At 59.4% G+C, this 24,501-nt stretch carries 25 protein-coding genes and 1 pseudogene; 9 read left to right on the forward strand and 17 right to left on the reverse strand.

The window, feature by feature from the left end:
* Positions 1-19: 19 nt before the first annotated feature.
* Complete coding sequence (gene lpcA, locus ACLRGG_RS17090; protein WP_416250892.1) at positions 20-598, reverse strand: D-sedoheptulose 7-phosphate isomerase; 579 nt, start codon at positions 596-598, stop codon at positions 20-22.
* A 209-nt stretch (positions 599-807) separates the two neighbouring features.
* Between lpcA and fadE the strand changes: the two are divergent.
* Positions 808-3,213: pseudogene (fadE, locus tag ACLRGG_RS17095) on the forward strand (acyl-CoA dehydrogenase FadE); the annotation flags it as partial.
* Positions 3,214-3,550: 337 nt separating this feature from the next.
* On the opposite strand, the gene mtnK reads toward fadE, so the two are convergent.
* Positions 3,551-4,750, reverse strand: coding sequence for an S-methyl-5-thioribose kinase (gene mtnK, locus ACLRGG_RS17100; RefSeq protein ID WP_416250893.1), 1,200 nt, complete (start codon positions 4,748-4,750; stop codon positions 3,551-3,553).
* A 157-nt stretch (positions 4,751-4,907) separates the two neighbouring features.
* Between mtnK and mtnA the strand changes: the two genes are divergently transcribed.
* Positions 4,908-5,942, forward strand: coding sequence for an S-methyl-5-thioribose-1-phosphate isomerase (mtnA, locus tag ACLRGG_RS17105; protein WP_416250894.1), 1,035 nt, complete (start codon positions 4,908-4,910; stop codon positions 5,940-5,942).
* Here mtnA and ACLRGG_RS17110 read toward each other — a convergent pair.
* Genes ACLRGG_RS17110 through ACLRGG_RS17120 form a run of 3 tightly spaced genes read right to left on the reverse strand, consistent with a single transcriptional unit; the run spans position 5,924 to position 7,763 of the window.
* Complete coding sequence (locus ACLRGG_RS17110) at positions 5,924-6,466, reverse strand: 1,2-dihydroxy-3-keto-5-methylthiopentene dioxygenase (RefSeq protein WP_416250895.1); 543 nt, start codon at positions 6,464-6,466, stop codon at positions 5,924-5,926. The genes mtnA and ACLRGG_RS17110 overlap by 19 nt on opposite strands.
* Positions 6,463-7,152, reverse strand: coding sequence for an acireductone synthase (gene mtnC, locus ACLRGG_RS17115; RefSeq protein WP_416250896.1), 690 nt, complete (start codon positions 7,150-7,152; stop codon positions 6,463-6,465). The genes ACLRGG_RS17110 and mtnC overlap by 4 nt, the downstream gene beginning before the upstream one ends.
* Positions 7,149-7,763, reverse strand: coding sequence for a methylthioribulose 1-phosphate dehydratase (locus ACLRGG_RS17120; protein ID WP_416250897.1), 615 nt, complete (start codon positions 7,761-7,763; stop codon positions 7,149-7,151). Before ACLRGG_RS17120 ends, mtnC begins: the two co-directional genes overlap by 4 nt.
* Positions 7,764-7,964: 201 nt before the next feature.
* On the opposite strand from ACLRGG_RS17120, the gene ACLRGG_RS17125 reads away from it, so the two are divergent.
* Together ACLRGG_RS17125 and ACLRGG_RS17130 are read left to right on the forward strand one after the other, a co-directional pair.
* Positions 7,965-9,125: a pyridoxal phosphate-dependent aminotransferase gene (locus tag ACLRGG_RS17125; RefSeq protein ID WP_416250898.1), complete on the forward strand. Its 1,161-nt coding sequence runs from the start codon at positions 7,965-7,967 to the stop codon at positions 9,123-9,125.
* Positions 9,113-9,880, forward strand: a complete 768-nt coding sequence (locus tag ACLRGG_RS17130; RefSeq protein WP_067704889.1) for an amidohydrolase — start codon at positions 9,113-9,115, stop codon at positions 9,878-9,880. The genes ACLRGG_RS17125 and ACLRGG_RS17130 overlap by 13 nt, the downstream gene beginning before the upstream one ends.
* On the opposite strand, the gene ACLRGG_RS17135 is transcribed toward ACLRGG_RS17130, so the two are convergent.
* The gene (locus ACLRGG_RS17135; protein WP_416250899.1) at positions 9,870-10,673 is read right to left on the reverse strand and encodes an AraC family transcriptional regulator; all 804 of its coding nucleotides are present in this window, start codon (positions 10,671-10,673) and stop codon (positions 9,870-9,872) included. The two genes, ACLRGG_RS17130 and ACLRGG_RS17135, sit on opposite strands and share 11 nt — an antisense overlap.
* Positions 10,674-10,790: 117 nt before the next feature.
* Between ACLRGG_RS17135 and ACLRGG_RS17140 the strand changes: the two genes are divergently transcribed.
* The gene (locus ACLRGG_RS17140; protein ID WP_416250900.1) at positions 10,791-11,579 is read left to right on the forward strand and encodes a sulfite exporter TauE/SafE family protein; all 789 of its coding nucleotides are present in this window, start codon (positions 10,791-10,793) and stop codon (positions 11,577-11,579) included.
* Between the two features lie 112 nt (positions 11,580-11,691).
* Here the strand turns inward: ACLRGG_RS17140 and ACLRGG_RS17145 are convergent, their stop codons facing one another.
* The 11 genes from ACLRGG_RS17145 to hpxU all read right to left on the reverse strand — a co-directional run bounded on the left by ACLRGG_RS17145 (position 11,692) and on the right by hpxU (position 20,705).
* Positions 11,692-12,171: an Hcp family type VI secretion system effector gene (locus ACLRGG_RS17145; RefSeq protein ID WP_416250901.1), complete on the reverse strand. Its 480-nt coding sequence runs from the start codon at positions 12,169-12,171 to the stop codon at positions 11,692-11,694.
* A gap of 238 nt (positions 12,172-12,409) precedes the next feature.
* Positions 12,410-13,102: a hypothetical protein gene (locus ACLRGG_RS17150; RefSeq protein WP_416250922.1), complete on the reverse strand. Its 693-nt coding sequence runs from the start codon at positions 13,100-13,102 to the stop codon at positions 12,410-12,412.
* Between the two features lie 251 nt (positions 13,103-13,353).
* Positions 13,354-13,689, reverse strand: coding sequence for a hydroxyisourate hydrolase (uraH, locus tag ACLRGG_RS17155; RefSeq protein ID WP_416250902.1), 336 nt, complete (start codon positions 13,687-13,689; stop codon positions 13,354-13,356).
* Positions 13,676-14,179, reverse strand: coding sequence for a 2-oxo-4-hydroxy-4-carboxy-5-ureidoimidazoline decarboxylase (gene uraD / locus ACLRGG_RS17160; RefSeq protein ID WP_416250903.1), 504 nt, complete (start codon positions 14,177-14,179; stop codon positions 13,676-13,678). The genes uraH and uraD overlap by 14 nt, the downstream gene beginning before the upstream one ends.
* A gap of 26 nt (positions 14,180-14,205) precedes the next feature.
* A complete protein-coding gene (gene hpxK, locus ACLRGG_RS17165) occupies positions 14,206-15,474 on the reverse strand; it encodes an allantoate amidohydrolase (RefSeq protein WP_416250904.1) in 1,269 nt (422 codons plus the stop codon).
* Positions 15,474-16,712, reverse strand: coding sequence for a pyridoxal-phosphate-dependent aminotransferase family protein (locus tag ACLRGG_RS17170; RefSeq protein ID WP_416250905.1), 1,239 nt, complete (start codon positions 16,710-16,712; stop codon positions 15,474-15,476). Before ACLRGG_RS17170 ends, hpxK begins: the two co-directional genes overlap by 1 nt.
* A gap of 15 nt (positions 16,713-16,727) precedes the next feature.
* Positions 16,728-17,480: an amino acid ABC transporter ATP-binding protein gene (locus ACLRGG_RS17175; protein WP_416250906.1), complete on the reverse strand. Its 753-nt coding sequence runs from the start codon at positions 17,478-17,480 to the stop codon at positions 16,728-16,730.
* Positions 17,461-18,117, reverse strand: a complete 657-nt coding sequence (locus ACLRGG_RS17180) for an amino acid ABC transporter permease (protein ID WP_416250907.1) — start codon at positions 18,115-18,117, stop codon at positions 17,461-17,463. The genes ACLRGG_RS17175 and ACLRGG_RS17180 overlap by 20 nt, the downstream gene beginning before the upstream one ends.
* On the reverse strand, positions 18,114-18,782 hold the full coding sequence (locus tag ACLRGG_RS17185; RefSeq protein ID WP_416250908.1) for an amino acid ABC transporter permease: 669 nt from the start codon (positions 18,780-18,782) through the stop codon (positions 18,114-18,116). The genes ACLRGG_RS17180 and ACLRGG_RS17185 overlap by 4 nt, the downstream gene beginning before the upstream one ends.
* Positions 18,783-18,789: 7 nt before the next feature.
* Positions 18,790-19,575 carry a transporter substrate-binding domain-containing protein gene (locus ACLRGG_RS17190; protein ID WP_067704848.1) on the reverse strand — a complete coding sequence of 262 codons (786 nt, stop codon included), beginning with the start codon at positions 19,573-19,575 and terminating at the stop codon, positions 18,790-18,792.
* Between the two features lie 290 nt (positions 19,576-19,865).
* Positions 19,866-20,705 carry a MurR/RpiR family transcriptional regulator HpxU gene (hpxU, locus tag ACLRGG_RS17195; protein WP_416250909.1) on the reverse strand — a complete coding sequence of 280 codons (840 nt, stop codon included), beginning with the start codon at positions 20,703-20,705 and terminating at the stop codon, positions 19,866-19,868.
* A 154-nt stretch (positions 20,706-20,859) separates the two neighbouring features.
* On the opposite strand from hpxU, the gene ACLRGG_RS17200 reads away from it, so the two are divergent.
* The 4 genes from ACLRGG_RS17200 to hpxZ are packed head-to-tail and all read left to right on the forward strand — an operon-like array spanning position 20,860 to position 24,421.
* On the forward strand, positions 20,860-22,446 hold the full coding sequence (locus tag ACLRGG_RS17200) for a gamma-glutamyltransferase family protein (protein WP_416250910.1): 1,587 nt from the start codon (positions 20,860-20,862) through the stop codon (positions 22,444-22,446).
* 12 nt (positions 22,447-22,458) lie between these two features.
* Positions 22,459-22,644 carry an oxalurate catabolism protein HpxX gene (gene hpxX / locus ACLRGG_RS17205; protein ID WP_416250911.1) on the forward strand — a complete coding sequence of 62 codons (186 nt, stop codon included), beginning with the start codon at positions 22,459-22,461 and terminating at the stop codon, positions 22,642-22,644.
* Entirely contained in the window at positions 22,641-24,041 is a 1,401-nt protein-coding gene (locus ACLRGG_RS17210; protein ID WP_416250912.1) for an AtzE family amidohydrolase, read from the forward strand. The genes hpxX and ACLRGG_RS17210 overlap by 4 nt, the downstream gene beginning before the upstream one ends.
* A complete protein-coding gene (gene hpxZ, locus ACLRGG_RS17215) occupies positions 24,038-24,421 on the forward strand; it encodes an oxalurate catabolism protein HpxZ (RefSeq protein ID WP_416250913.1) in 384 nt (127 codons plus the stop codon). The genes ACLRGG_RS17210 and hpxZ overlap by 4 nt, the downstream gene beginning before the upstream one ends.
* Positions 24,422-24,501: the final 80 nt, after the last annotated feature.

Consider the following 24,501-nt stretch of genomic DNA (forward strand, 5'->3'; position numbering starts at 1 on the left):
AACCAGGGCCGGGAAAGGGTTACTTCGCCATCTCTTTTTCAATCAGCAGGATCAGGATATGAATAACCTTGATGTGGATCTCCTGAATGCGATCGGCATAGCCGAAGTGCGGCACGCGGATCTCTACGTCAGCCAGGCCATCCATTTTGCCGCCATCTTTGCCGGTCAGGATGATCACCTTCATGCCCTGCGCCCGCGCGGCGTCAATCGCCTTCAGGACATTGGCCGAATTCCCCGAGGTAGAGATGCCAAACAGCACGTCTCCCGTGCGGCCCACCGCCTCAACGTAGCGTGAGAAGACATAATCGTAGCCGAAGTCATTGCTGACGCAGGAGAGATGGCTGACGTCCGAGATAGCAATGGCCGGATAGCCCGGACGGTTCTCCCGGTAACGACCGGTCAGCTCCTCGGCAAAGTGCATCGCGTCGCAGTGCGATCCGCCGTTGCCACAGGAAAGGACTTTGCCTCCCGCTTTAAATGCATCTGCCAGCAGCACGGCTGCGCGCTGAATGGCATGGATATTAGCGTCATCGCTCAGGAAATGGGTGAGCGTTTCGGCGGCTTCATTGAGTTCTGCACGAATGATGTCCTGATACATAGAGAGATCCTTTTAAGTGAGGTCGCCGCCAGTTTATCAACTTGCAGGTGGGGGGAACAGCTTCCTTCCAATCCGGCCAGCTCTTTCGCCAGGGATGCACGCGGAGTGTGAGCCAGGTTGTAATTATTATGTAATCAGATTGCTAATAAAAACCATCTCATCTACACATACACTTAACAGGTCAGACCTCTTACTTCTGGAGAAATTCTATGCTGGCTCTTAGCTGCCTTGCGACGATCGTCCTGATTGCCGCTCTGTTTTATCATCGCGTCAGCCTGCCGTTAAGCAGTCTCGCCCTGCTGGTATGGTGTATTGCCTGGGCTGCTGGCGGCGTCTGGACCCCGTGGCTGCTTATTCCGCTTGCGGTCATTCTGCTGCCGTTAACCCTGCTGCCCGTCAGGCGGGCGATGTTCTCAAAGCCGATGCTGCGCACCTTTCAACAGGTGATGCCGCCAATGTCGCGTACTGAAAAGGAGGCGATTGAGGCGGGCACCACCTGGTGGGAAGGCGAGCTGTTTCGCGGCAAACCAGACTGGCAGAAGCTGCATGACTACCCGCAGCCGCGCCTCACCGCCGATGAACAGGCTTTTCTGGCAGGCCCGGTAGAGGAAGCCTGCCGTATGGCAAATGACTTCGCAATCACCCATGAAATGGCCGATTTACCGCCTGAGCTGTGGGCCTTTCTGAAAGAACATCGCTTCTTCGCGATGATCATTAAGAAAGAGTACGGCGGCCTGCAATTTTCCGCCTATGCCCAGGCGTTGGTGCTGCAGAAGCTGGCCGGCGTCTCAGGCATTCTGGCGATCACCGTGGGCGTGCCGAACTCACTTGGCCCCGGTGAACTGCTCCAGCATTACGGTACCGACGCACAGAAGAATCACTATCTGCCGCGCCTGGCGCGCGGAGAAGAAATCCCCTGTTTTGCCCTGACCAGCCCGGAAGCAGGCTCCGATGCCGGCGCCATTCCCGACACCGGCATTGTCTGCATGGGTGACTGGCAGGGACAGCAGGTATTGGGTATGCGCCTCAGCTGGAATAAGCGCTACATTACCCTTGCGCCGATTGCCACGGTGCTGGGGCTGGCGTTTAAGCTTTACGATCCCGACCACCTGCTGGGCGACACCGAGTCGCTGGGTATTACCTGCGCGCTGATCCCTACCCATACGCCGGGCGTGGAGATCGGTAAACGTCACTTCCCGCTCAACGTGCCTTTCCAGAACGGCCCGACGCGCGGCAAGGATATTTTTGTTCCTGTTGATACCATTATCGGCGGGCCGAAGATGGCCGGACAGGGCTGGCGCATGCTGGTCGAGTGTCTTTCGGTGGGACGCGGTATCACCCTGCCCTCTAACTCAACGGGCAGCCTGAAAAGTATTGCGCTGGCCATTGGCGCCTACGCCCATATTCGCCGCCAGTTCCGCCTGCCGATAGGCAAAATGGAAGGCATTGAGGAGCCGCTGGCGCGTATCGCCGGTAACGCCTGGATGATGGATGCCGCCGCTTCGCTGATCACCTATGGCATTGTGCTGGGTGAAAAACCGGCGGTGCTCTCCGCCATTGTTAAATACCACTGCACCCATCGCGGGCAGCGGGCAATTATTGATGCGATGGATATCGCCGGCGGCAAAGGAATTATGCTCGGTAAGGGCAACTTTATTGCCCGTGCCTACCAGGGCGCACCGGTAGCTATCACCGTGGAAGGGGCAAATATCCTCACCCGCAGCATGATTATCTTTGGCCAGGGGGCGATTCGCTGTCATCCATATGTGCTGACCGAAATGACCGCGGCACAGAATCACGACCTTGATACTTTTGACCGCGCGCTGTTCAGCCATATCGGTCACGTCGGCAGCTGCGCCGTGCGCAGCCTGTGGCTGGGTATCACCGGCGGGCGCACCAGCCGCGCGCCAACGCGCGATGCTACCCGCCGCTACTATCAGCACCTTAACCGCGTGAGTGCCAATATGGCGCTGCTTGCCGATGTCGCGATGTCGGTCATGGGCGGCAGCCTGAAGCGGCGTGAACGTATCTCTGCCCGTCTCGGCGACGTGCTCAGTCAGCTTTATCTCGCCTCTGCGGCGCTCAAGCGCTTTGAAGATGAAGGCCGCAATAAAGCCGATTTGCCACTGCTGCACTGGGGCGTTCAGGATGCGTTAAAACAGGCGGAAAACGCCACGGATGCGCTGCTGCGAAATTTCCCTAACCGCGCCGTCGCGGCCCTGCTGCGCCTGACGATATTCCCGCTGGGCCGTCGCTGCCTGTCGCCATCAGACCGGCTTGATCACCAGCTGGCGCGCATTCTTCAGGTCCCGTCCGCGACCCGCAGCCGCATTGGTCGCGGCCAGTATCTGGCTCCGTCAGATCATAACCCGGCCGGACAGCTGGAAGAGGCCCTGCTGGACATTATGGCAGCCGAAATCATTCACGACCGTCTGTGCAAAGAGCAGAAAAAAAACCTGCCCTTTACCCGGCTGGACGCGCTGGCAAAGCAGGGGCTGGAGCAGCAGTGGCTGAATGAAGAGGAAGCCGCCATCCTGACCCGCGCCGAAGCCAGCCGCCTGCGCGCGATTAACGTTGATGAGTTTGAAGCCGATGCGCTGGCGACCCAGCCGCTTAACAGGGCATCCGGGACTCAGTCTGCGTCTGAGGAGCAGGAGCATGAGCATGAGCATGAGCATGAGCATGAGCATGAGCATGAGCATGAGCATGAGCAGAGAGAATCGCTAAAGAAAACTGACGATGCAAGAAAAACGGCAGTAGCCTGACGTCATCAGGTCAACCGCCCTCCCCCTTCGGTGGTAAATAAGCGGTCGAAGGGGGAGGACAACGACTAAAGGAAGTTGTACAGCGTTAATCATTCTGCCGCACGCGAGTCATCGGTATCTCACCCCTTATGCCGCACGCGGGCAATCCCTCTCTTAACCCTTCTGCAACACGCCAGTCATCGGTATCTCAACCGTTCTGCCGCACTCGGGCGATCAGCGCGTCGATATTGTCCACATGCTCAGCGGCGAGGATCAGCGTTCTGCCCAGCGCGATCGCCTGACGTACGCACTCTACCTTCATCACCTCATCTTCAATCGTTTTGATATCGGCCACCTGCGACATCCCTACCGTACGGCGGATTAGCTCGGTACCGCAGTAGCCCAGGGTATCGCACCACACCTTACGCAGAAAAGCCGCGCCGTAGCCCGGCCAGGCCAGCGCCCGATCGCGCGACTTCTCCGCGGTCAGCGTCAGGAAGCGGTCCGCAAAGCTTTGCCAGGTCACGCGCACGTCGCTCAGCCGTTTCTCTCGGGCGTCGGCCGCCTCGCGGGGGGCCATCAGTCCCGGGAGCGCGCAGTAGTTAATCAGCAGGTTGCCAAGCGCGCTGCCCACATCGAAACCGATCGGGCCGTAGTAGCCAAACTCTGCATCAATCAGCTTCAGCGTATTGTCACCCACGAAGATTGAACCGCTGTGAACATCCCCATGCAGCAGTGCTTCAGCATGAGAGAAAAAGCGGTGCTTCAGCGCAGCTACCCTGAGGCGAAGCTCGTCGTCGTCCCGCAGGGAGGCGGCCAGCGGCTCCAGGGCGCGCGGATAGCCGTTACGCTCATGCACTTCGTACGGCTCGTTGAAAAACAGCTCTTCGGTAATGTCGCACAGCTCGGGATTGGTAAAACGGATCACCTCCGCTTTTTTCTGATACGGATGCTGGTAAAAATCAGAGGTATGAAACAGCGCCTGCGCCAGATATTCACCAAGCTGCGCGGATGCCTGCGGATAGTCCCGGCCTTTAACCTGCTCGCCGCGCCAGATCGCCAGATGGGAGAGATCTTCCATCACCATGACCGCCAGCTCGGGATCGTGATGCAGGATCTTCACCGTATATTCCGGGCAATACTGACCGTGGATCTGCAGTACCTCGGCTTCAATGCGCGCGCGATCAAGCGTCAGCGGCCAGGATTCACCCACGCAGCGCACATAGGGTAGCGCCTGTTTGACAATGACCCGGCTGTTGCCGTCGCGGTCGAATATCTTAAATACCAGATTAAGGTTACCGTCACCGATCTCCTGCGACTCAACCAGACTTTCCGGATTTTCAACACCGCCATACTGGCGGGCATATTCCACGGCATCAGCTGCAGTGAAAGTACGATATTGCGACATCAACTCACCCTCATTAGCCCATTGCTGCCTGCCCGCTGCCTGACAGAAACATCCGTATGACGTTAATTTGTTGCAAACAAGCCGTGCAGACGTCTATACATCCGTCAAGCATGTTGGCACAATATCGCCTGACGACGCAACCAGGATTTTACTTCTCATGCAGACACTGAGCACAACCAGCTTACAAGTTCGTGACAATCAGCTTTGGATCCTCGACCAGCAGGCGCTCCCGCAACAAAAAAACTGGTGCCCGACGCCTGATGTGGCCTCGCTGGTGGGTCATATCAAAGCCCTGCGGGTGCGTGGTGCGCCGCTCATTGGCCTTTCTGCCAGCCTGCTGCTGGCGCTGCTGGCGGAGAACGGGTTGCCAAAAACCGAACTGGCGGCGGCGCTGGAGGTCCTGCGGGCCGCCCGACCCACCGCAGTCAATCTGATGAATAATCTCGACCGCATGAAGCAGGTACTGGCTCAGGCACCGGACAACCTGGCCGTCGCGCTCAGCAGGGAAGCTCTGCGCCTGGTTGAAGAGGATAAGGCGCTGTGCGACCGTATTGCGGCCGCAGGCGCCGCGCTGATCGAACCGGGCAGCCGCCTGCTGACCCACTGCAATACCGGCGGGCTGGCGACTGCCGGTGTGGGCACCGCGCTGGGGGTCATTGCGCGCGGCTGGCAGCAGGGCAACGTTGAAAACGTCTGGGTAGACGAAACCCGCCCGCTACTTCAGGGTGGACGCCTGACGGCCTGGGAGCTGGGCGAACTGGGCGTGCCCTACCAGCTGATTTGCGACAGCATGGCCGCCAGCCTGATGGCGCAGCGGCAGGTTGACGCCATTTGGGTCGGTGCCGACCGCATTGCGGCCAACGGCGACGTCGCCAATAAAATTGGCACCTACAGCCTTGCGGTGCTGGCTCACTATCACCGCATTCCCTTTTACGTTGCCGCCCCGCACACGACGCTCGACAGCAGCTGCCCTGAAGGTAACGCCATTCCTATTGAGCAGCGCGCCACCAGTGAAGTCACCGGCGTGGCGGGCAGCTTTGGTGACGTGCAGTGGGCCCCGGAAAACGCCCGGGTTTATAACCCCGCCTTTGACGTCACGCCCGCCGCACTGATTAGCGGCTGGGTGCTGGATACCGGCGTGGTCACCCCGGCGCAGGTTGCCGCAGGCGCTTTCTACGGCAGACGCGGATAAGCATCCGCTATCGCGTCGCCGGTAAAGTTGGCAATCCAGCCTTCCTGATTATCGAAAATACGGATAGCGGTAAAGTGGGGTGATGAGCCCATATCAAACCAGTGCGGCGTGCCTGCCGGAACGGAAATCAGATCGTTCTTCTCGCAGAGGATCTGATAAATATGGCCATCCAGATGCAGGCAGAACAGACCCGCGCCCTCCACAAAGAAACGCACCTCATCTTCATCGTGCGTATGCTCAGACAGGAACTTCGTGCGCAGCACCTCCTTCTGGGGGTTGTCTGCGCGCATGCTGATAACGTCCCAGCTCTGGTAGCCTTTCTCCGCCACCAGCCGGTTAATCGCATGCTGATAAGCGTTAATCACCGTGTCTGCATCGGGGTTTTCACCCAGATCGCGATCCGCTTCCCAGCGCTCAAAGCGCACGCCTTTTGCATTTAGCTGCTGGCGGATTTCGTCAGCATCAGTGCTGTGCCACACCGGCTTAGTGGCTTCGCTGTCGGTAAACAGGGTCAGTGCACTCATAGTGAAAACGACTCCAGGTTAATCTGATCAAAACGGTTTACCTGACGGTGCCGACGCTGTGTATCTGCCCCGTCACGCACCAGCTGTAAGGTCTGCCAGCCCGCGTCTTGCGCGGCATCCAGCTCCTGATGAATATCGGATAAAAACAGGTGTTCGTGCGGCTGTAAGCCGGTCTCATTGGCGATATTGCGGTAGGAGAGCGTGTCGCGCTTGGCTCCCACATGGGTGTCAAAGTAGCCGCTGAACAGTCCAGTAATATCACCCTCGTCGCTGTAGCCAAATAACAATTTTTGCGCAGCGACGGAGCCTGAGGAATATACATAGAGATCAATCGCCTGCTGCCGCCATTTTTCCAGCACGGGCAGGACATCCGCATAGAGATGCCCCGTAAAGCTGCCGTTAACATAGCCATCGCGCCAGACCATGCCCTGGAGCGCCTTCAGCGCGGTGGACTTACGATCCTCGTCCATAAATTCGAACAGCACGGTAATCAAATCTTCCGTGGTGGCGTGCGGCTGGGCTATCTCATCGCGCAGATCGTTCAGCGCCCGGGCCACCTCATCACGATGCTGAAAGGCGGCAATAAAGGCCGCGAGGTTTTCCCGCGCGTAGGGGAAAAGCACATCATGAACAAAGCGAATATCGCTGGTGGTTCCTTCAATATCGGTAACAATTGCGCGGATCATTTGGCCTCCAGTAGCCGACGTTGTAGTTCGCACTGGAAGAGAAACTCCAGCCCTTCCAGATGGCGCCTTGCCTCACTGACGTCCCGTCCCCAGCACGTCAGCCCGTGCCCCCGCAGCAGAAAGCCATAGCTCAGAGGCTGATGCTCAGCATACTGATCAATACGGCGCGCCAGGGCATCAATATCCTGATCGTTATCGAACAGTGCAATCGACACCTGGTCAAGATGCGAGGTCTGTCCGGCCAGCGTTTTCTGCATTTCATAGCCCTGCAGTTCTACTGTGGCCCCCTTCGCAATACGCGAGAGGACGGTCGAATTGACGGTGTGGGTATGCAGCACCGCGCCCGCGTCGGGAAACAACCGGTAAATCAGCGTGTGCAGCCCGGTCTCTGCCGAGGGCTTTCGGCCAGAGGGAACGCGGTTACCGGCGATTTCAACCTGCATAAAGTCGTCGCGTGTCAGCGCGCCTTTGTCTTTGCCGGACGCGCTGAGCAGGCAATACTCAGCATCCTGGCGTATTGACATATTGCCGCCGGTGGCCGGTGCCCAGCCCCTGGTACCGATCCAGTGGCAGGCGGTAACCAGCTGATCTAACTGCGGAGTGAGGGTCATAGGTTTCCTTTTCTCTGCCGCATCGGCGAGCATAACGTTAGCGTTTAGACGTCTAAGCGTCTCGATTGCCAAATATTAACATCGAGGCTATAGTGGCAGCAAGACACCTCCAACACATCATTAATTCCCAACGGATTTCACTCTGCCGCAACAGTCACAGGGTGCCAGTCCGGGATAAGCGTTTCGCAAGGGTTACCGATAATGAGCCAGACGTCACTGACACCGCAGAGCAAACTTCCCGCTCTGGGCACCACTATTTTCTCGCAGATGAGCGCGCTGGCGCAGCAGCACAACGCCATTAACCTTTCTCAGGGCTTTCCCGATTTCGACGGGCCGGACTACCTGAAAGCGCGTCTGGCCCACCACGTCAGCGCGGGCGCAAATCAGTATGCGCCCATGACCGGCGTGCAGCCGCTGCGCGAGGCCATTGCCGCGAAAACAGCGGCGCTTTACGGCCACCAGCCCGACAGTAACAGCGAAATCACGGTCACCGCCGGTGCTACCGAGGCGCTCTTCGCCGCCATTACCGCCCTGGTGCGGCCGGGTGATGAGGTTATCTGCTTCGATCCCAGCTATGACAGCTATGCGCCTGCCGTCACCCTCGCGGGGGGCATCATGCGGCGCGTGACTCTCCAGCCGCCGGGGTTTCACGTCGACTGGTCGGCGTTTGCCGCCCTGCTCTCGCCGCGTACCCGACTGGTTATTCTGAATACGCCGCACAATCCCTCTGCCACCGTCTGGCAGAAAAGCGATTTTGAATCCCTGTGGCAGGCCATTCGCGGGCAGGAAATTTACGTGTTAAGCGATGAAGTGTATGAGCATATCTGCTTCGCGGAGGCGGGCCACGCCAGCGTGCTGGCCCATGCTCCGCTGCGCGAGCGCGCTATTGCCGTCTCTTCGTTCGGGAAAACCTACCATATGACCGGCTGGAAGGTGGGCTACTGCATAGCGCCGCCCGCGCTGTCGGCTGAGGTGCGCAAGGTACATCAGTATCTGACCTTTGCGGTAAATACGCCGGCCCAGCTGGCGCTGGCCGACATGCTGAATGCCGAGCCGGAACACTATCGCGAACTGCCCCAATTTTATCGTGCCCGACGCGACCGCTTTATTCAGGCGCTGGAAAAAAGCCGCCTTAAAGTACTGCCCTGCGAGGGAACCTACTTCCTGCTGGCCGACTACAGCGCGGTTTCCGATCTGGATGATGTGGCGTTCTGTCACTGGCTCACGAAAGAGGTGGGCGTGGCGGCTATTCCGCTGTCGGTATTCTGCGCCGGACCTTTCCCTTATAAACTGATCCGCCTGTGCTTTGCCAAACAGGAAGCCACGCTGGATGCTGCCGCGGAGCGCCTGTGTCAACTTTAAATCTGACCGTTCTCCAGCAGCCGCTGGTCTGGATGGATGGCGAAGCCAACCTGCGCTTTTTCGATACGCTGCTGGCCGACCTGAAGGGGCGCGATCTGATTGTGCTGCCGGAGATGTTTACCACCGGGTTTGCCATGGAGGCGGCGAAAAGCTCCCTGCCGGAAGCGCGGGTGACAGACTGGCTGCATGAGAAAGCGAAGGCCACCGGGGCGCTGGTCGGGGGCAGTGCTGCCATTCAGACCGCAAAAGGCGCGGTTAACCGTTTTCTGCTGGTGGAGCCGGGCGGTAAGGTGCATCGCTATGATAAGCGACATCTGTTCCGCATGGCCGATGAGCATCACCATTACCTGGCGGGCGACCGTCGGGAGATAATCGAGTGGCGCGGCTGGCGGATCCTGCCGCAGGTCTGCTATGACCTGCGTTTCCCGGTGTTCTCACGCAGTCGCAATGATTACGATCTGGCGCTTTACGTGGCTAACTGGCCCGAAGCGCGGGCCGCCCACTGGCAGGCGCTGCTGCTGGCCCGCGCCATTGAGAATCAGGCGTACATCGCCGGGTGCAACCGCGTGGGCAGCGACGGCAACCACCATCACTACAGCGGCGACAGCCGAATTATCAGCCCGCAGGGTGAGATCCTGGCGGCGGGCGAGCCGCATCAGCCCGCCGTGTTAAATGCTGAACTGTCTCTGGAAACGCTGAGCGACTATCGCGAGCGCTTCCCGGCGTGGCGCGATGCGGATACCTTTACCCTCTGAGCGGGTGTTCTGTACGCGCCAGCTGACCGCCAGACAGGTAAAACGAAGGCGGCTGGCCGGTAACCCGGCGGAACATGGTGGAAAACGACGATCCGCTGTCGTAGCCCAGCGCCAGCGCCACCCCGGATACCGGCGTTCCCTCCACCAGCCTGCTGAGCGCGACAACCACACAGGCCCGCTGCCGCCAGGCCATAAACGACATCCCCGTCTGCTTAAGGAAGTAGCGCCGGAAGGTGCTCTGGCTCATAAACAGCATGGCGGCCCAGTCATCCGCCGCATCGTGGATATCCGGCGCGGCCAGAAAGGCCTGACACCGCTTCAACAGCTTTTCCTCACGTGGCAGGGGGATATCAAACTGGCGGCAGGGCATCAGTGCCAGCTCTTCCAGCAGCAGCGAGATCAGCAGGCGATCGCGCGGTGAGTCGTAGAGCGGATCCAGCATTACCGCCTCAATCAGTAGCTGCCTCAGCAGCGGCGACACGCTGATAATTTTGCACGCCTCCCCGACGTTCAGCCTGCTGGCGCTGGCGGGTTCGATATAGAGGCTGCGCGTTGAAACGCCGGTAAACTTCACGCTGTGCGCCATCTGCGGCGGGATCCATACCGCGTGCTGCGGCGGCACGGTCCAGCGCCCCATATCCGTGGTGACTTCCATCAGCCCGGTAGCGCCATATAAAAGCTGCGCCCGCCGGTGGCGGTGCGTGGGAAGCCGATACCCCTCCGGATAGTCGTTACCCACCGCCACCACTTCGCGGGCGAGCGCATCATAATCATCAATATGCACGTTACGCATCTACACCGTCACCACCCAGCCTGACCGATTCGCAAGGGTAAATGAGCGCCGCAGAAATGGGAAGCGCCAGGTTCCCACGTTAGGATCGTCGCTTAACGCATCTGATGGAATAAATGAATGGCGGAGTTAATAACGATTTTACTCGCGGGTTTTGCCACCGGCATCACCACGGTGCTTTTTGGCTTTGGCGGCGGCTTTGTGGTGGTGCCTTTTATCTATCAGATGCTGGTGCGCCAGCCCGACCTGTCCGACAGCGCCATGCATATTGCCGTCGCGACCTCCACGGCGGTGATGATATTTAACGCCGGCTGGGCAAGCAGGCAGAACTGGCGGGCGGGCAGGCTGTCAGCCGCCATGCTGTTTCCGCTGGCAGGGTACATCGCAATAGGGGCTGTAATGGGATCGCTGCTTGCCGGAGAGATTGCCGATCGGACCATCCGGCTGCTGTTTATGATTTATATGCTGGTTACCCTGGCAGACTGCCTGATGCGCAAAGGTTTTCTACACCGCCCCGCCCGGCGCAGGCTTTCGGCCTTAACCTCTGGCGTCGGCGGGGTGGCGATCGGCCTGGTGGCGGCACTGCTTGGCGTGGGCGGCAGCGTGATGACCGTACCGCTGCTCAGGCGACATGGCTACACAATGCGTGACTGCGTAAGCGCGGCGAATCCGCTCTCCCTGCCCGTTGCCGTTTGCGGCGCGGCTGTCTATATCGTAAGCGGGCTACAGGCGGTCAAGGCCCCCGGCTACCTCGGCTTTATCAATCTGAAAATCCTGGCGCTGCTGACGCTGGCAGGCTGGCTGGGCATTCTGTTTACCCGCCGCGTTATTCCGGCCGTACCGGATGCCCTGCACGCCCGCGTTTATATTGCCCTGCTGTTGGCGGTGCTGGTTGCGATTGTGCTGTGACGTGGCCAGCACACGACAGAGAGTGTTATGCCGGAACCGCTGAAATTTCCGAACGGTGATTTTTTCAGTACCCTCTTCTTTAAAGGATGGCCTCTACCGATGCCCGCCGTCGTCAGGCACAGACGCGATCGTTCCATGCGTCGCGGTAGATAATATTTCCTTCCGTAAACGTCCAGGTGATCGCCTCATAACGCACTTCAAGCGTTTCAAGGTGGGTGCTACTTATGCCGTTAGGGGCAAGATAAGGCGAAACCGTGGTAATTTTGACGTTTTCCATGATGATATTGAAATATTCAGACTCAATGCCTGATTCAAAAATTCGGTACATCCTGACCAGGGCTTTTTTCAGTTTGCGACCTTCACATACAGCGCGATAAAGGAGTGGCGTTGTCTGATCGAACTCTTTCACTATTACGACAGGCCGATGAACGCGCGTGCCCGTAAGTTTTCCCCAGCCCGACTCTACAGGAATGGTTACACCATGCGAAAAAGATTTTAATTCGATCGAGCCTAAGCGTTGTGGAATTAAACAACTGCCAACAACAGGAGAGCCATTTTCATCTTCAAGCCACAAATGTGCGGGAGCAGACATGTTATTTCCTTATAAATAAATTTTGAAGGGCGCTAACGTTCAGTAGGTTACCATCTCACGTAGCGGCCAAAAATAAATAGCATGAAAAGGAGAAATATGGGTACCGGCCATATTGGGCCATCAGGGAAAAAATGCACCAGAACGACGGCAAAAATCAGTGTTAGCACTGCGGGACCGTACATCGAAAACAATGACCTGAACAATCGTCTAAAAAACCTTCGGATAAGATTCATCATGGCTATCTAATCATGTTGATAATGATATCTTTAATGTCATCATCCGACGCCCACCTTGCTTTAAGCGCACCCGCTCTTTCAAACAATGGCTCTGTCAGGAAGTACATCATTTCCAACTCTCGAGCATAGAGCGCAGCGTAGAATGCAGGGTAAGTAAATTGAAGGCGATGTGCGCTTTCTGCTGCTTTCTGAATGATGCCATATATGCCAACAGCCGCGATCCCCCTCGAAGCCCAGTTGCCTAAGAGTGCGCTGATTTCGAGATTTAGGTTCAAACCAACGGCGACGGACGATGCTGCCGCTAAGGCGAATCCGGCGTTGGTGAGTGAGCTGGCGGCTATATGGACATTCACTGCCATAAGCATTTTTTTGATATGCTCAAGTTGTTCTGAGGTCCTGTATCGGAAGAGTTCTTCAAAGTAAATCTTAAGCATTTCATATACAACATCTTCATGTCGCAGAAGATAATATACCCCTTTAGCAAATCGAATATCTTCGATCTTTTGCTGCTGGCAGACGTCCTGATATTCGTCAGTAAAGCAGGATGTGTAATACAGCGCACGTTTTGCACCTGCGCTTATTGTATCCACCTTCTTTGATACCACCTTGCCGACGCCTGTAAAGGCGTGGTCGAGCTTCAGTGCGAGGATTTTATTGGACTGTAAAAAGCCTATAATTTCATTACCGTAATACATTATCGCTCCGTGATAATTTTTATTCATCCCTTTCGGAGAGTATATGCCTTCGGTACTGATGAGTAAATGAGCATTTATTTCATAAAATGAGAGGCAAGTCTGAATTATAAAAAATTCCGCTCTTTTATTTTCAGTAATATTCCAGTCATTCCAGTCATTGCATCTGTAATAGCTGAGCATCACCCATCATTCTTTGAGGGAATTGGCAGGGATGCGCAAGCCGGGGCGGATAAGGTGAGTTCACGGCCGGTTTAACTGCCCCGGTAGGTGGACCATGACCAGGGGGAGATCAGAAATGGCAGATGGTAGTGACTGCCCGATTCAGGCAGGACAAAATCAATCTGTGCGCTGACGTAAAGGGCATCGCGCCCGCTGGCTGCGAAGTAGTCGCCAATCTCTGCCGTCAGGCGATAGCGCCCCGGCGGCAGCGGGTTCGGGGTTAAAGCCTTAAGCCGCCCGTCACTGTCCGTACAGCCCTGAGCGACTGGCCGCCAGCCACGCTGTTCATGCTGTTCCAGCGCAATCGCGACGCCCGCCGCCGGTGTGCCCAGCGCGGTGTCTAATACATGCGTGCTAATCGTGCTCATTAAACGTCTCCTTCAGGCGCAGCAGGGTGATTTCCCGCAGCTGATCGAGCGCTTCCTGGCGTTCCTGCTGCGGCGTATTAAGCAGGCGGCGATGCAGCTCGGTCAGGATCTCTTCGCCGCTGCGTCCCCGGGCGCGGATTAAAAATACCTGGGCGAAACGCTGCTCGTAGGCCATGTTCCCTGCGCGCAGCGCCTGCCGGAGTTCGCTATCCTCGCTGCTGACCTGCTGCTGCTCACCTCTGGACAACCGCGCCTCTTTGCTACTCCCCGGGGCTTTTTCGCCTATGCGCGGATGCGCAGAGAGCGCAAGGGATAGCGCCTGCTCGTCCCAGTCACGGGCCAGCTCGCTTCCGGCCCTGAGTAAATCGTCCAGCGAGGCAAAGGGACGGGCCACGACCAGCGCGGCGGCCCACGCCTCCAGCGCCACGCAGTGTGCAATCTGCTTTTTAGCCTCGTCAGCCGTCGCCTGATTAAAATGTTCCAGGGTCATAAGTTCCTCTAAACGCGCCCATCCGATTATTCACTTAACGATCGCGCCACATGGCATACGGCCAGCTGATACGCCTGGATCGCCAGCGCCACATCGCTTTCCATCACCGATTCCGCCGGATGGTGGCTGATCCCCCGATCGTTACGCACGAACAGCATTCCCACCGGCCAGCGCTCGGCGATGGCGATGGCATCATGGCCCGCGCCGCTGGGCAGCGACAGGCTGCATCCCTGTACCTGGTCCACAGCGAGGCTCAGCGCCGCCTGGAGTTTCTCATCGCAGCCCGTCGCCGGGATGTGATAATACTCATCGGCGCTGAAGGTCAGCCCCCGGCGCAGGGCAATCGCTTCTCCCTCGTGCAGTAATTCCGCCAGCAGTTCAGCCAGCACCCGATCGTCCGGCCCGCGCACGTCCAGCGTCAGCTGAACCTCACCGGGGATAACGTTTACCGCGCCCGGCTGGCACTGTAGCGTGCCGACGGTGGCAACCAGCTGCGGATGGCGTTTTTGCGTGGCCTGTTCAATAAACACCATCCACCCGGCGGCGGCGGCCAGCGCATCCTTACGGTGCGTCATCGGCACCGTTCCGGCATGGCCCGCCTCGCCGGTGAACCGGCAGTTCAGCCGACGTGCGCCGTTGATGGCGGTAACCACGCCCAGCGCCAGACCCGCCTGCTCCAGGCATGGCCCCTGTTCAATATGCAGTTCGAGATAGGCAGCGATATCCTCTGCCCTGCGCGCGGCGTTCTGCACCGCGGCCCCGTCCAGGCCGACCTGAGCCATCGCCTGCGCCACCGTGACCCCGTTAGCATCAGGATGGTTAACCCAGCTCTCCGGCCAGCGGCCGGTCAGCCCCCGGCTCCCCAGCAGCGTAATGCCAAACCGCGTGCCTTCCTCATCACCAAAGCCTGTCACCTCAATCGCCAGCGGCAGACGCTGGTTTTGCTGATGCAGCGCCTGCACAACTTCTATTGCCGTCAGGACACCCAGCATGCCGTCGTAGCGACCGGCGTTACGCACGGTATCAAGATGCGACCCCAGCAGCAGCGCGGGTGCGCCTGCCGTCTGCCCCTCATAGCGACCACAAATATTGCCGACGCTGTCCTGCCAGACCCGCATGCCCGCCGCTGCCATCCATGCTCCCACCTGCGCATTGGCGCGCAGATGCTCGGGCGACAGATAGACGCGGGTCAGGGCGCCTGCCGTTTCACTGATTTCAGCCAGTGCGTCACAGCGCGCCATCACCCGTGCAGCGGCCAGCGTGGCGCTGGCTTCGCTCATCTGGCCATCACTCATCAGCCATTCTCCTGCGCATAGCGATCCCATGCCAACTGCATGGCCGCGCCCTGGGTTGTCTGGTAGCCAAGATGCGTCAGCACCGACTCCAGCGCGCTCAGGGTGGTCATCACGCACGCTTTGCGGGCGTTGTAGCCCATGGTGCCAATACGCCATACCCTGCCGTGCAGCGGGCCAAAAGAGGTGCCGATTTCAATGCCGAAATCCTCCAGCATCAGATGTCTTACCTGGTCGCCGTTGATCCCCTTTGGGATCACCACCCCCAGCACGTTGCTCATCTTATGCTGCAGATCGCCAAAGACCTCCAGTCCCATACCCTGAATGCCTTTCAGCAGGGCGTCGCCGTGCAGCTGGTGGCGGGCAATTCCCTTTTCCAGCCCCTCTTCCAGAATCAGCCGGGCGCATTCGCGGGCGCCAAACAGCGCGCTGGTGGCCTCGGTATGGTGATTCAGCCGCTCCGGTCCCCAGTAGTCCATGATCATGCCGAGATCGAAATAGTTCGACCAGATCATCTCCTCTTCACCCTGCTGGTGATCGGCTGTGCGGATCCCCTGCTCCACGCATTTACGCCGGCGGATCGCCGCCTCCATTTGCGGACTGAGGGTGATGGGCGAGGTGCCGGACGGACCGCCCAGGCACTTCTGCATACCGGCGGAGACCGCGTCCAGCCCCCAGGCATCGGTTTCAAGCACGTTACCGGCCAGCGAGGCGGTGGCATCGGTGTAAAACAGCACGCCATACTTTTTACAGATGGCGCCCAGCTCGTTCAGCGGCTGCAGCATCGTCGTGGAGGTATCGCCCTGCACGGTCAGCAGCAGGCGTGGGCGCACGGCTTTGATCGCGTCCTCGATCCTGTCCGGCGTAAAGACCTCGCCCCAGGGCACCTCGATGGTGTGCACCTCCGCGCGGCAGCGGCGGGCAATTTCACACAGCAGATGACCAAAACGACCGAATACCGGCACCAGCACTTTGTCGCCGGGGCGGATCGCCGACAGTAAAATCGCCTCGATCCCGGCGCGGGAAGTACCGTCAATCAGCAGCGTCCAGCGGTTTTCGGTGCGAAACACGCCGCGATACAGCGCCATCACCTCGTTCATGTAATGGGTCATCGCCGGGTCATACTGGCCGAGCAGCTGGCTGGACATCGCGCGCAGCACGCGGGGGTCGGCATTGATCGGGCCGGGGCCCATCAGCAGGCGCGGGGGCGGGTTAATCTGCGGGTAGTGGCTTAATTCCATCTGTTCTCTCCTTTGTCAGTCGCCCTGCGCCTGGCCGAGGCCGCGCACGGACGAGATAAACTGTTTCAGTTCCTGGGTCTGCGGGTTGGCAAATACCGTCCTGCTTTCTCCCTGCTCCCAGACGCGGCCCTGATGCATAAACACCACGCGATCGCCCACTTCCCGGGCGAAGTTCATTTCGTGAGTGACCAGAATCAGGGTCATGCCCTCGCGGGCCAGCTGCTCAAGCACCTTTAACACCTCGCCGACCAGCTCGGGATCGAGCGCAGAGGTGATTTCGTCGCACAGCAGCACCTTTGGCGACATCGCCAGCGCACGCGCAATCGCCACGCGCTGCTGCTGTCCGCCAGAGAGGTTTGCCGGGTAGTAGTTCATCCGGTCGCCGAGCCCGACCTTTTCCAGCATCTGCGCCGCCAGCGTGCGACACGCGGCTTCGCTCTTTTTCAGCACGCGGCGCGGCGCCAGCATGACGTTTTCCAGCGCGGTCATGTGCGGGAACAGATTGAAGTTCTGGAAAACCATGCCGACCGATCGGCTGATCTCGCGCGCCTGCGAGTCGCGGTGGGTGATGGTCATACCGCCCAGCTTGATGCTGCCCTCCTGATAGGCTTCAAGGCCATTCATACAGCGCAGCAGGGTGCTTTTACCGGAGCCGCTGCGGCCAATAATCGAGATCACTTCGCCCATATCGACGTCGAGATCCACACCCTTAAGGACGTGGTTATCACCGTAGTATTTCTGTACCTGATTAATGGTGATGAGCGGCATTGAATTTCTTCTCCAGTGACTTGCTGTAGCGGGACAGCGGATAACACATCAGGAAGTAGCCCAGCGCCACCAGCCCGAACACTTTAAAAGGTTGATAGGTCACGTTATTCAGGATGGTGCCGGCTTTGGTCAGTTCGACAAAGCCGATAATCGACGCCAGCGCGGTGCCTTTCACCACCTGTACGGCAAAGCCCACGGTGGGGGCAATGCCGATGCGCAGCGCCTGCGGCAGCACCACCCGCCAGAGCGTCTGCCCGGTATTCAGTCCCAGGCAGCGTGAGGCTTCCCACTGCCCTTTCGGCAGCGCGCTGATGCTCCCGTGCCAGATATCCACCAGAAAGGCGCTGGTATAGAGCGTCAGCGCCAGCGAGGCGGCGGTCCAGGGCGAGACGTCAATGCCAAACAGCGCCACGCCGAAAAAGGCCAGAAACAGCTGCATCAGCAGCGGCGTCCCCTGAAAAAGTTCGCTGTAACAGCGCACCAGCCGCGTCGGCCAGCGTCGGCGACTGAGGCGAACCAGTACCAGCGGCAGCGCCACCACCGTGCCGCCGAAAAAAGCGGTCAGCGACAGCAGCAGGGTCCAGCGTGCGGCCAGCAGCAGATTGCGAACAATGTCCCAGTCGGTAAAAGTGGTCATCTCTGCGCTCCTCTCAGCCATTTACGCCCGGCGGCCAGCAGCAGCTGCCGCATCGCCACCGACAGCGCAAGATAAATCAGCGTGGTCACCAGATAGACCTCAAAACTTAAAAAGGTCCGCGACTGGATCAGGCTGGCGGCAAAGGTCAGTTCCTCATACGAAACCTGCGATACCACCGACGACCCCAGCATCACGATAATGCACTGGCTGACCAGCGCCGGATAAATGCGCTGTAGCGCGGGCGGCAGCACCACCCGAAGAAACGTCTGGCTGCGGCTTAGCCCCAGCACGCGCCCGGCTTCCCACTGCCCCTGCGGGGTGACCTGGATCCCGGCGCGAATAATTTCCGTGCTGTAGGCCCCGAGGTTAATCAGCATCGCCAGCAGCGCCGCCTCGCCCGCGGTCATTTTCAGCCCCAGATTCGGCAGGCCAAATACAATAAAGAACAGCTGGACCACAAACGGCGTATTGCGGATCAGTTCCACGTAGCCGCCCCACAGGCGGCTGAACAGCGTAGGCCTGCCGCTGCGCAGTGCGGCGCCCAGGATCCCCAGCCCCACCCCGCCAATGGTCGCCAGCACCGTCAGCTGGATAGTCACCCAGAGTCCGGCCAGCAGTTCCGGCCAGTAGGGCCACAGCGCAGGGAAATTAAGTTGTCCCATCATCGCTCCTTCAGGCGCCGAAATCGGCCGGAAGCGGTGCTTTCAGCCACTGCTGCGACAGGCCGTTGAGCGTTTTGTCCGCCAGCGCCTGGGCGATAAGCGCATCCACCTTCGCCTTCAGGGCGGGTTCGTCCTTACGCATACCGATAAAGCACGGCGAGTCCTTCAGCATAAATTTGGTGACCGGTGCCTTACCGGGGTTTTGTCGCGTGATGGCGGCGACCACCAGGTTGCCGGTCGCCACGTACTGCACCTGGCCCGACAGGTAAGCAGAGAGCGTGGTGTTATTGTCCTCATACCGCTTCAGCTGCGCGTTCTTCGGCGCGATATCGCTCAGCACCATGTCCTCAACCGCCCCGCGCGTCACGCCGATGGATTTACCGGCCAGCCCGGCCGCGCTCTTAAGGTCATCCTCTTTTGGACCAAACACGCCGAGGAAAAATGGCGCATAGGCGCGGCTAAACGCGATAACCTTTTCCCGCTCCGGATTTTTCCCCAGGCTGGAGATCACCAGATCGACCTTATCGGTTTGCAGGTAAGGCACGCGGTTGGCACTGGAGACCGGCACCAGCTGCAACTTAAGTTTCATCTGCTTCGCCAGGTACGTGGCCATATCAATGTCGTAACCCTGCGGCTGAAGGTCAGTCCCTACCGAGCCGAACGGCGGGAAGTCCTGCGGCACGGCAATGCGTATAACGCCTCTCTTTTCAATATCCTGTAGCCGATCCGCCCTTGCCTGGGTGACCTGAGTCAACATCAAAGCTGCGCCCAACACTGCCAAAAATGCTCTCTTCATTCTTATCTACCCCGGTTAATAAAACATGAAACGAAAGATTCTTAAAGAATTTATTTGCAACTAATGTGCCATCATCGGGGGCGACAGATAATTACTTTTCGCTACTGCTCCGCCAGAAGAGCGCGGAGCGTAAGTAGCAGAAAAGCGCGATTTATTCGAAATTTAAGAGGTTATGACCGGGTTACAGCCGTGAGAGGCATTTATTCAGCGCACTCGTCACAGCTCAGGGAGATAAAGAGTGATGCGGGAAATCGCCCCATAAAGGGGCAGAGCACCAAAACAGTGCCCCACTAGCGCCGTTCCAGCTCGTCAAGCTGCCCGTAGAGATCGGCAATATGATGGATCCGCTGCCGTCCTTCGCTGAGTGATTCATGCAGCAGCGCATTGGCAAGCAGGTTGATCAGGCTGTTTGCCGAAGCATAGCTGTCAAAGGCGGAGACGCTGTCCAGCGGGGTGCACAGCTGCCAGCGGGCCAGCGCGATAACCGCCTGTGCCTGCGGCTCGCAGATGACCAGCGTGGGAATATCGCGGCCCTGTAACGCAAGCAGCAGGGGTTTGATAATGCGCGGACGTCGGCGAAACGCCAGCACCACCACCGTATCATCCGGCGTCATCTCCACCAGCTCCTCTGCCAGCGTCTGGCCCGGCTGCGGCAGTACCATCACACCGCCTCTGGCCTGCTGGAGCTGCTGACGAAAGTGCAGTGCGACCGGATACGCGTTGCGCATCCCAATGATAAATATGCGTTTACAGCGGGCGAGCTGCTGCACCACTTCGCCAAACTCCACGGAGTCAATCGCGCTAACCCACTGCGTCAGATTGGCCATTTCCTGCTTGTAGTGCCGGGAGAGCAGCGTGTTGCCCTGAACCGCATCGCGGTTGTCGGTCAGGGGCATACCGCTCTGGCGCAGAGTACGCAGCTCGTCACGCATGTCCTTGTATTTCTCGTAGCCCAGCCGCTTAAACAGGCGGCTGACGGTCGCCTTTGAGACGCCGCTGAGCCGCGCCAGCTCTGCGCTGTTATAGCCGATCAGATCGTCGAAATGATCGAAAACGAAATCCGCGACCCGCTGCTCCTGCGGGGAGAGCTGGGGATAGTGACTTTTCAGGCGTTCATCAAGCTGTTTCATCGCTTACCTTGTAACTTTCGTTTCATTTTTCCCAGCATAACCAAATATTATCGCCCCTGAGGAGAAAAATTTGTCGGCAGCGAAACATTGCCGGCGGCAACCTGGAACAGCTCTTGCTTTACCTCACTTATGTACCCGATAAAAAGAGACTGAAATGATCCAGAGTCATATCGCCCCGCTCGGCATGGCCGTCGCCCCTCACCACCTCGCCAGCGAAAGTGCGCTGGCCGTATTGCGCGATGGCGGCAACGCCATTGAAGCGATGGTCGCGGCTGCGGCCACCATTGCGGTGGTCTATCCGCATATGAACGGACTGGGGGGCGATGGCTTCTGGCTGATCGTGCCGCCTGAAGGCGGCCCAATTGCCATTGACGCCAGCGGCGCGGCCGGATCCCTCGCCAGCCTGGCCTTTTATGAACCGGCGCAGGCTATCCCGCACCGCGGACCCAGGGCGGCGCTGACCGTGGCCGGCACCGTCAGCGGCTGGGCCGAAGCGCTAAACGTCTCTGCCGGGATGGGTGGCGCAGCCCTGCCCCTCTCCCGCCTGCTGGCCGATGCTATTCGCTATGCCGCAGACGGCATTCCGGTAACAGGTTCTCAGGCCGATGCCACCCGGTCTAAATATCATGAGCTGGCCGATCAGCCCGGTTTCGCCGCCACCTTTCTGCCCGATGGCGAGGTGCCTGAAGCGGGCAGCCGCTTTACCCAACCAGCGCTGGCAAACACCCTCAGCATACTGACCGAACAGGGGCTGGAAAGCTTCTATCGCGGCCCGCTGGCAAACCATATGGCGGGAGAGATGTCCCGCCTGGGCATGCCGATCACCCTGGAAGACCTGAATAACCATCGGGCGAAGCGTCGCGCCCCGCTGCGTCTCCGCCATCAGTCCGGCGACATTTTCAATATGGCACCCCCCACCCAGGGACTGGTTTCGCTGGCCATTTTGGGCATCACCGATCGGCTGGATATGCCCGCTGCGAATGAGGCGCAGACCGTTCACCGCATTGTCGAGGCCACCAAGCTGGCGTTTGGCCTGCGTGACCGCTACATCACCGATCCGCTGCATATGCAGGAAGAGATGCAGGCGCTGCTGGACGGCGACGCCCTGGACGGGCTGGCAGGCAGCATTGACGATCGCCGCGCGGCGCCCTGGGGAGAAGGTAAAGGTCCGGGGGATACGGTGTGGATGGGGGTAATGGACAGCAGCGGCCTGGCCGTCTCCTTTATTCAGAGCATCTATCACGAATTTGGCAGCGGCGTGGTGCTACCCGGTACCGGCATTACCTGGCAGAACCGCGGGGCGGCGTTCAGCCTGGATCCACAGCATCTGCTGGCGCTGGCCCCGGGCAAGCAGCCTTTTCATACGCTTAACCCCGCAGCCGCGCGCCTGAATGATGGCCGCACGCTGGTATACGGATCAATGGGCGGTGACGGCCAGCCGCAGACGCAGGCGGCTATTTTCACCCGCCATGTATTACAGGGCATGCCGCTCCAGCAGGCCGTTAGCGCCCCGCGCTGGCTGCTGGGACGCACCTGGGGCCAGGCGTCGGACTCCCTGAAGCTGGAGGGCCGCTTTTGCCAGGCAACCTTCGATTCCCTGCGGGCGCTGGGTCATGAGCTCGAAAAGCTCCCTGACTTCAGCGAGGCCGTCGGCCATGCCGGTGCCATCGTCCGGCATACCAACGGCATGCTGGAAGGAGCCTGCGATCCCCGCAGCGACGGCAGCGCAGCCGGTTTTTAACAGGAGAACATCATGAGTAACGAGCCTGACTGGGCAGTGTGGCTGGAACAGATGGAGCAGGTGCTGGGCGTGACGCTGGACGATGCACGCCGCGATGCGCTGCGGGTGCAGTTTACGCGCATAGCCAGCATGGCGCAGCCGCTGATGGCCTTATCCCTTGACGAGCATCTGGACGTGGCGGGGGTGTATAAAGCATGAGCATGACCTTATCCATTGCCGCCGTGCGGGCGGCGCTCACCCGTGGCGAACTGAGCGCCCGCGATATTGCCCGGCAGACGCTGGCTGATATTGAGCGGTACAATCCGACCCTTAACGCCTGGACGCATATCACCCGCGATCGCATGCTTGACGAGGCCGACAGGCTTGACGCCCGGCGAAAATCCGGCCTGCCCCTCCCCCCGCTCGCAGCGATACCCTATGCGGTAAAAAACCTGTTTGACGTGGCCGGGCAGACCACCCTGGCGGGAGCCAGCCTGTTTAGCGATCGCCCGGTGGCCACAGAGGATGCCTGGGCGGTACGCAGGCTGGCTGACGCGGGTGCGCTGCTCTCCGGCATGCTGAATATGGACGCCTACGCCTATGGTTTCACCACCGAGAACAGCCACTACGGCGCCACAAAAAATCCGCACGATCTGCGGCGTATTGCCGGTGGCTCCTCCGGCGGATCGGCAGCGGCAGTCGCCGCCGGGCTGGTTAACTTCTCACTGGGCAGCGATACCAACGGCTCAATCCGCGTGCCCGCCTCGCTGTGCGGCATTTTCGGCCTGAAGCCAACCTTTGGCCGCCTCTCCCGCAGCGGCAGCCAGCCATTTGTCGCCAGCCTCGACCATATTGGCCTCTTTGCCCGCACCACGGGGGATCTGGCCTGGGTATATGATGCCCTCCAGGGGCGCGATCCTCAGGACGGATTTCAGGCCAAAAAAGCCCTGCAACCGGTCTTTAAGCAACTGGAACGCGGCGCTGATGGACTGCGCGTAGGGGTACTGGATGGCTACTTTCACACCTGGTGCAGCGAAAACGCGCGCGCCGCCGTCGCCTCGGTCGCCCGGGGGCTTAACGCGCAGGATAACGTCACCCTGCCGGACGCTGAACTGGCACGTAATGCAGCCTTTCTGATCACCGCCTCCGAAGGGGGTAATCTCTACCTGCCCGCGCTGCGCAGCCAGCCGGAACGCTTCGAGCCCCTTTCGCGCGAGCGGCTGCTGGCCGGGGCGATGATCCCCGCCGCCTGGTACGTGCAGGCACAGCGCTTCCGCCGCCGCTTTCAACAGCAGACGCTGCCGCTGTTTGAGCAGTTTGACGTGCTTATCGCCCCGGCCACGCCGGACAGCGCCACGCTGATTGGTCAGGAAACCCTGCGCATTAACGATACCGACCTGCCCATTCGCGCCAGTATGGGCATGCTCACCCAGCCCATCTCCTTTCTTGGGCTGCCGGTGACCACGGTGCCGCTGCGCACGCCGGAAGGCCTGCCGATTGGCGTACAGCTTATTGCCGCCCCCTTTAAAGAAGACGCCTGCCTGCGCGCCGCCTGGGCGCTGGAGCAGATGGGCATCACCACCGCACTGCCAGCAACTATGGGAGCCACGCTATGAAGAGCGAATATATCGACCGCCCGGTAATTCTGGCGGAGGTCACCGCCGCCTTTTACCGCTATGAAGAGGCGCTAATCAGCAACAATACGGTGGTGCTCGACGAGCTGTTCTGGCATGACGCCCGCACCGTGCGGCTGGGTGCCGGAGAAAATCTGTATGGCATAGATGCGATCCGGGCCTTCCGCGCCTCGCGCCCCGCAGCCGGGCTGGAGCGCCAGCTGCGCAATACGGTTATTACCACCTTTGGCGAAGACTTCGCGGTATGCAGCACGGAATTTACCCGTGACAGCAGCGACCGGGTGGGCCGTCAGCAGCAGACCTGGGTCAAACTCCCCTGCGGATGGCGCATTGTCGCCGCCCAGGTGAGCTTAATGAGCTAAGGCGCTTATCTCCAGAGACCACAGGATTCGGGGATTCGGAGATTGGGGATTGGGGAGCCGGGGATTCGGGGATTCGGGGA

Source organism: Erwinia sp. PPS120 (assembly GCF_047918655.1).
GTDB lineage: Bacteria > Pseudomonadota > Gammaproteobacteria > Enterobacterales > Enterobacteriaceae > Erwinia > Erwinia tasmaniensis_A.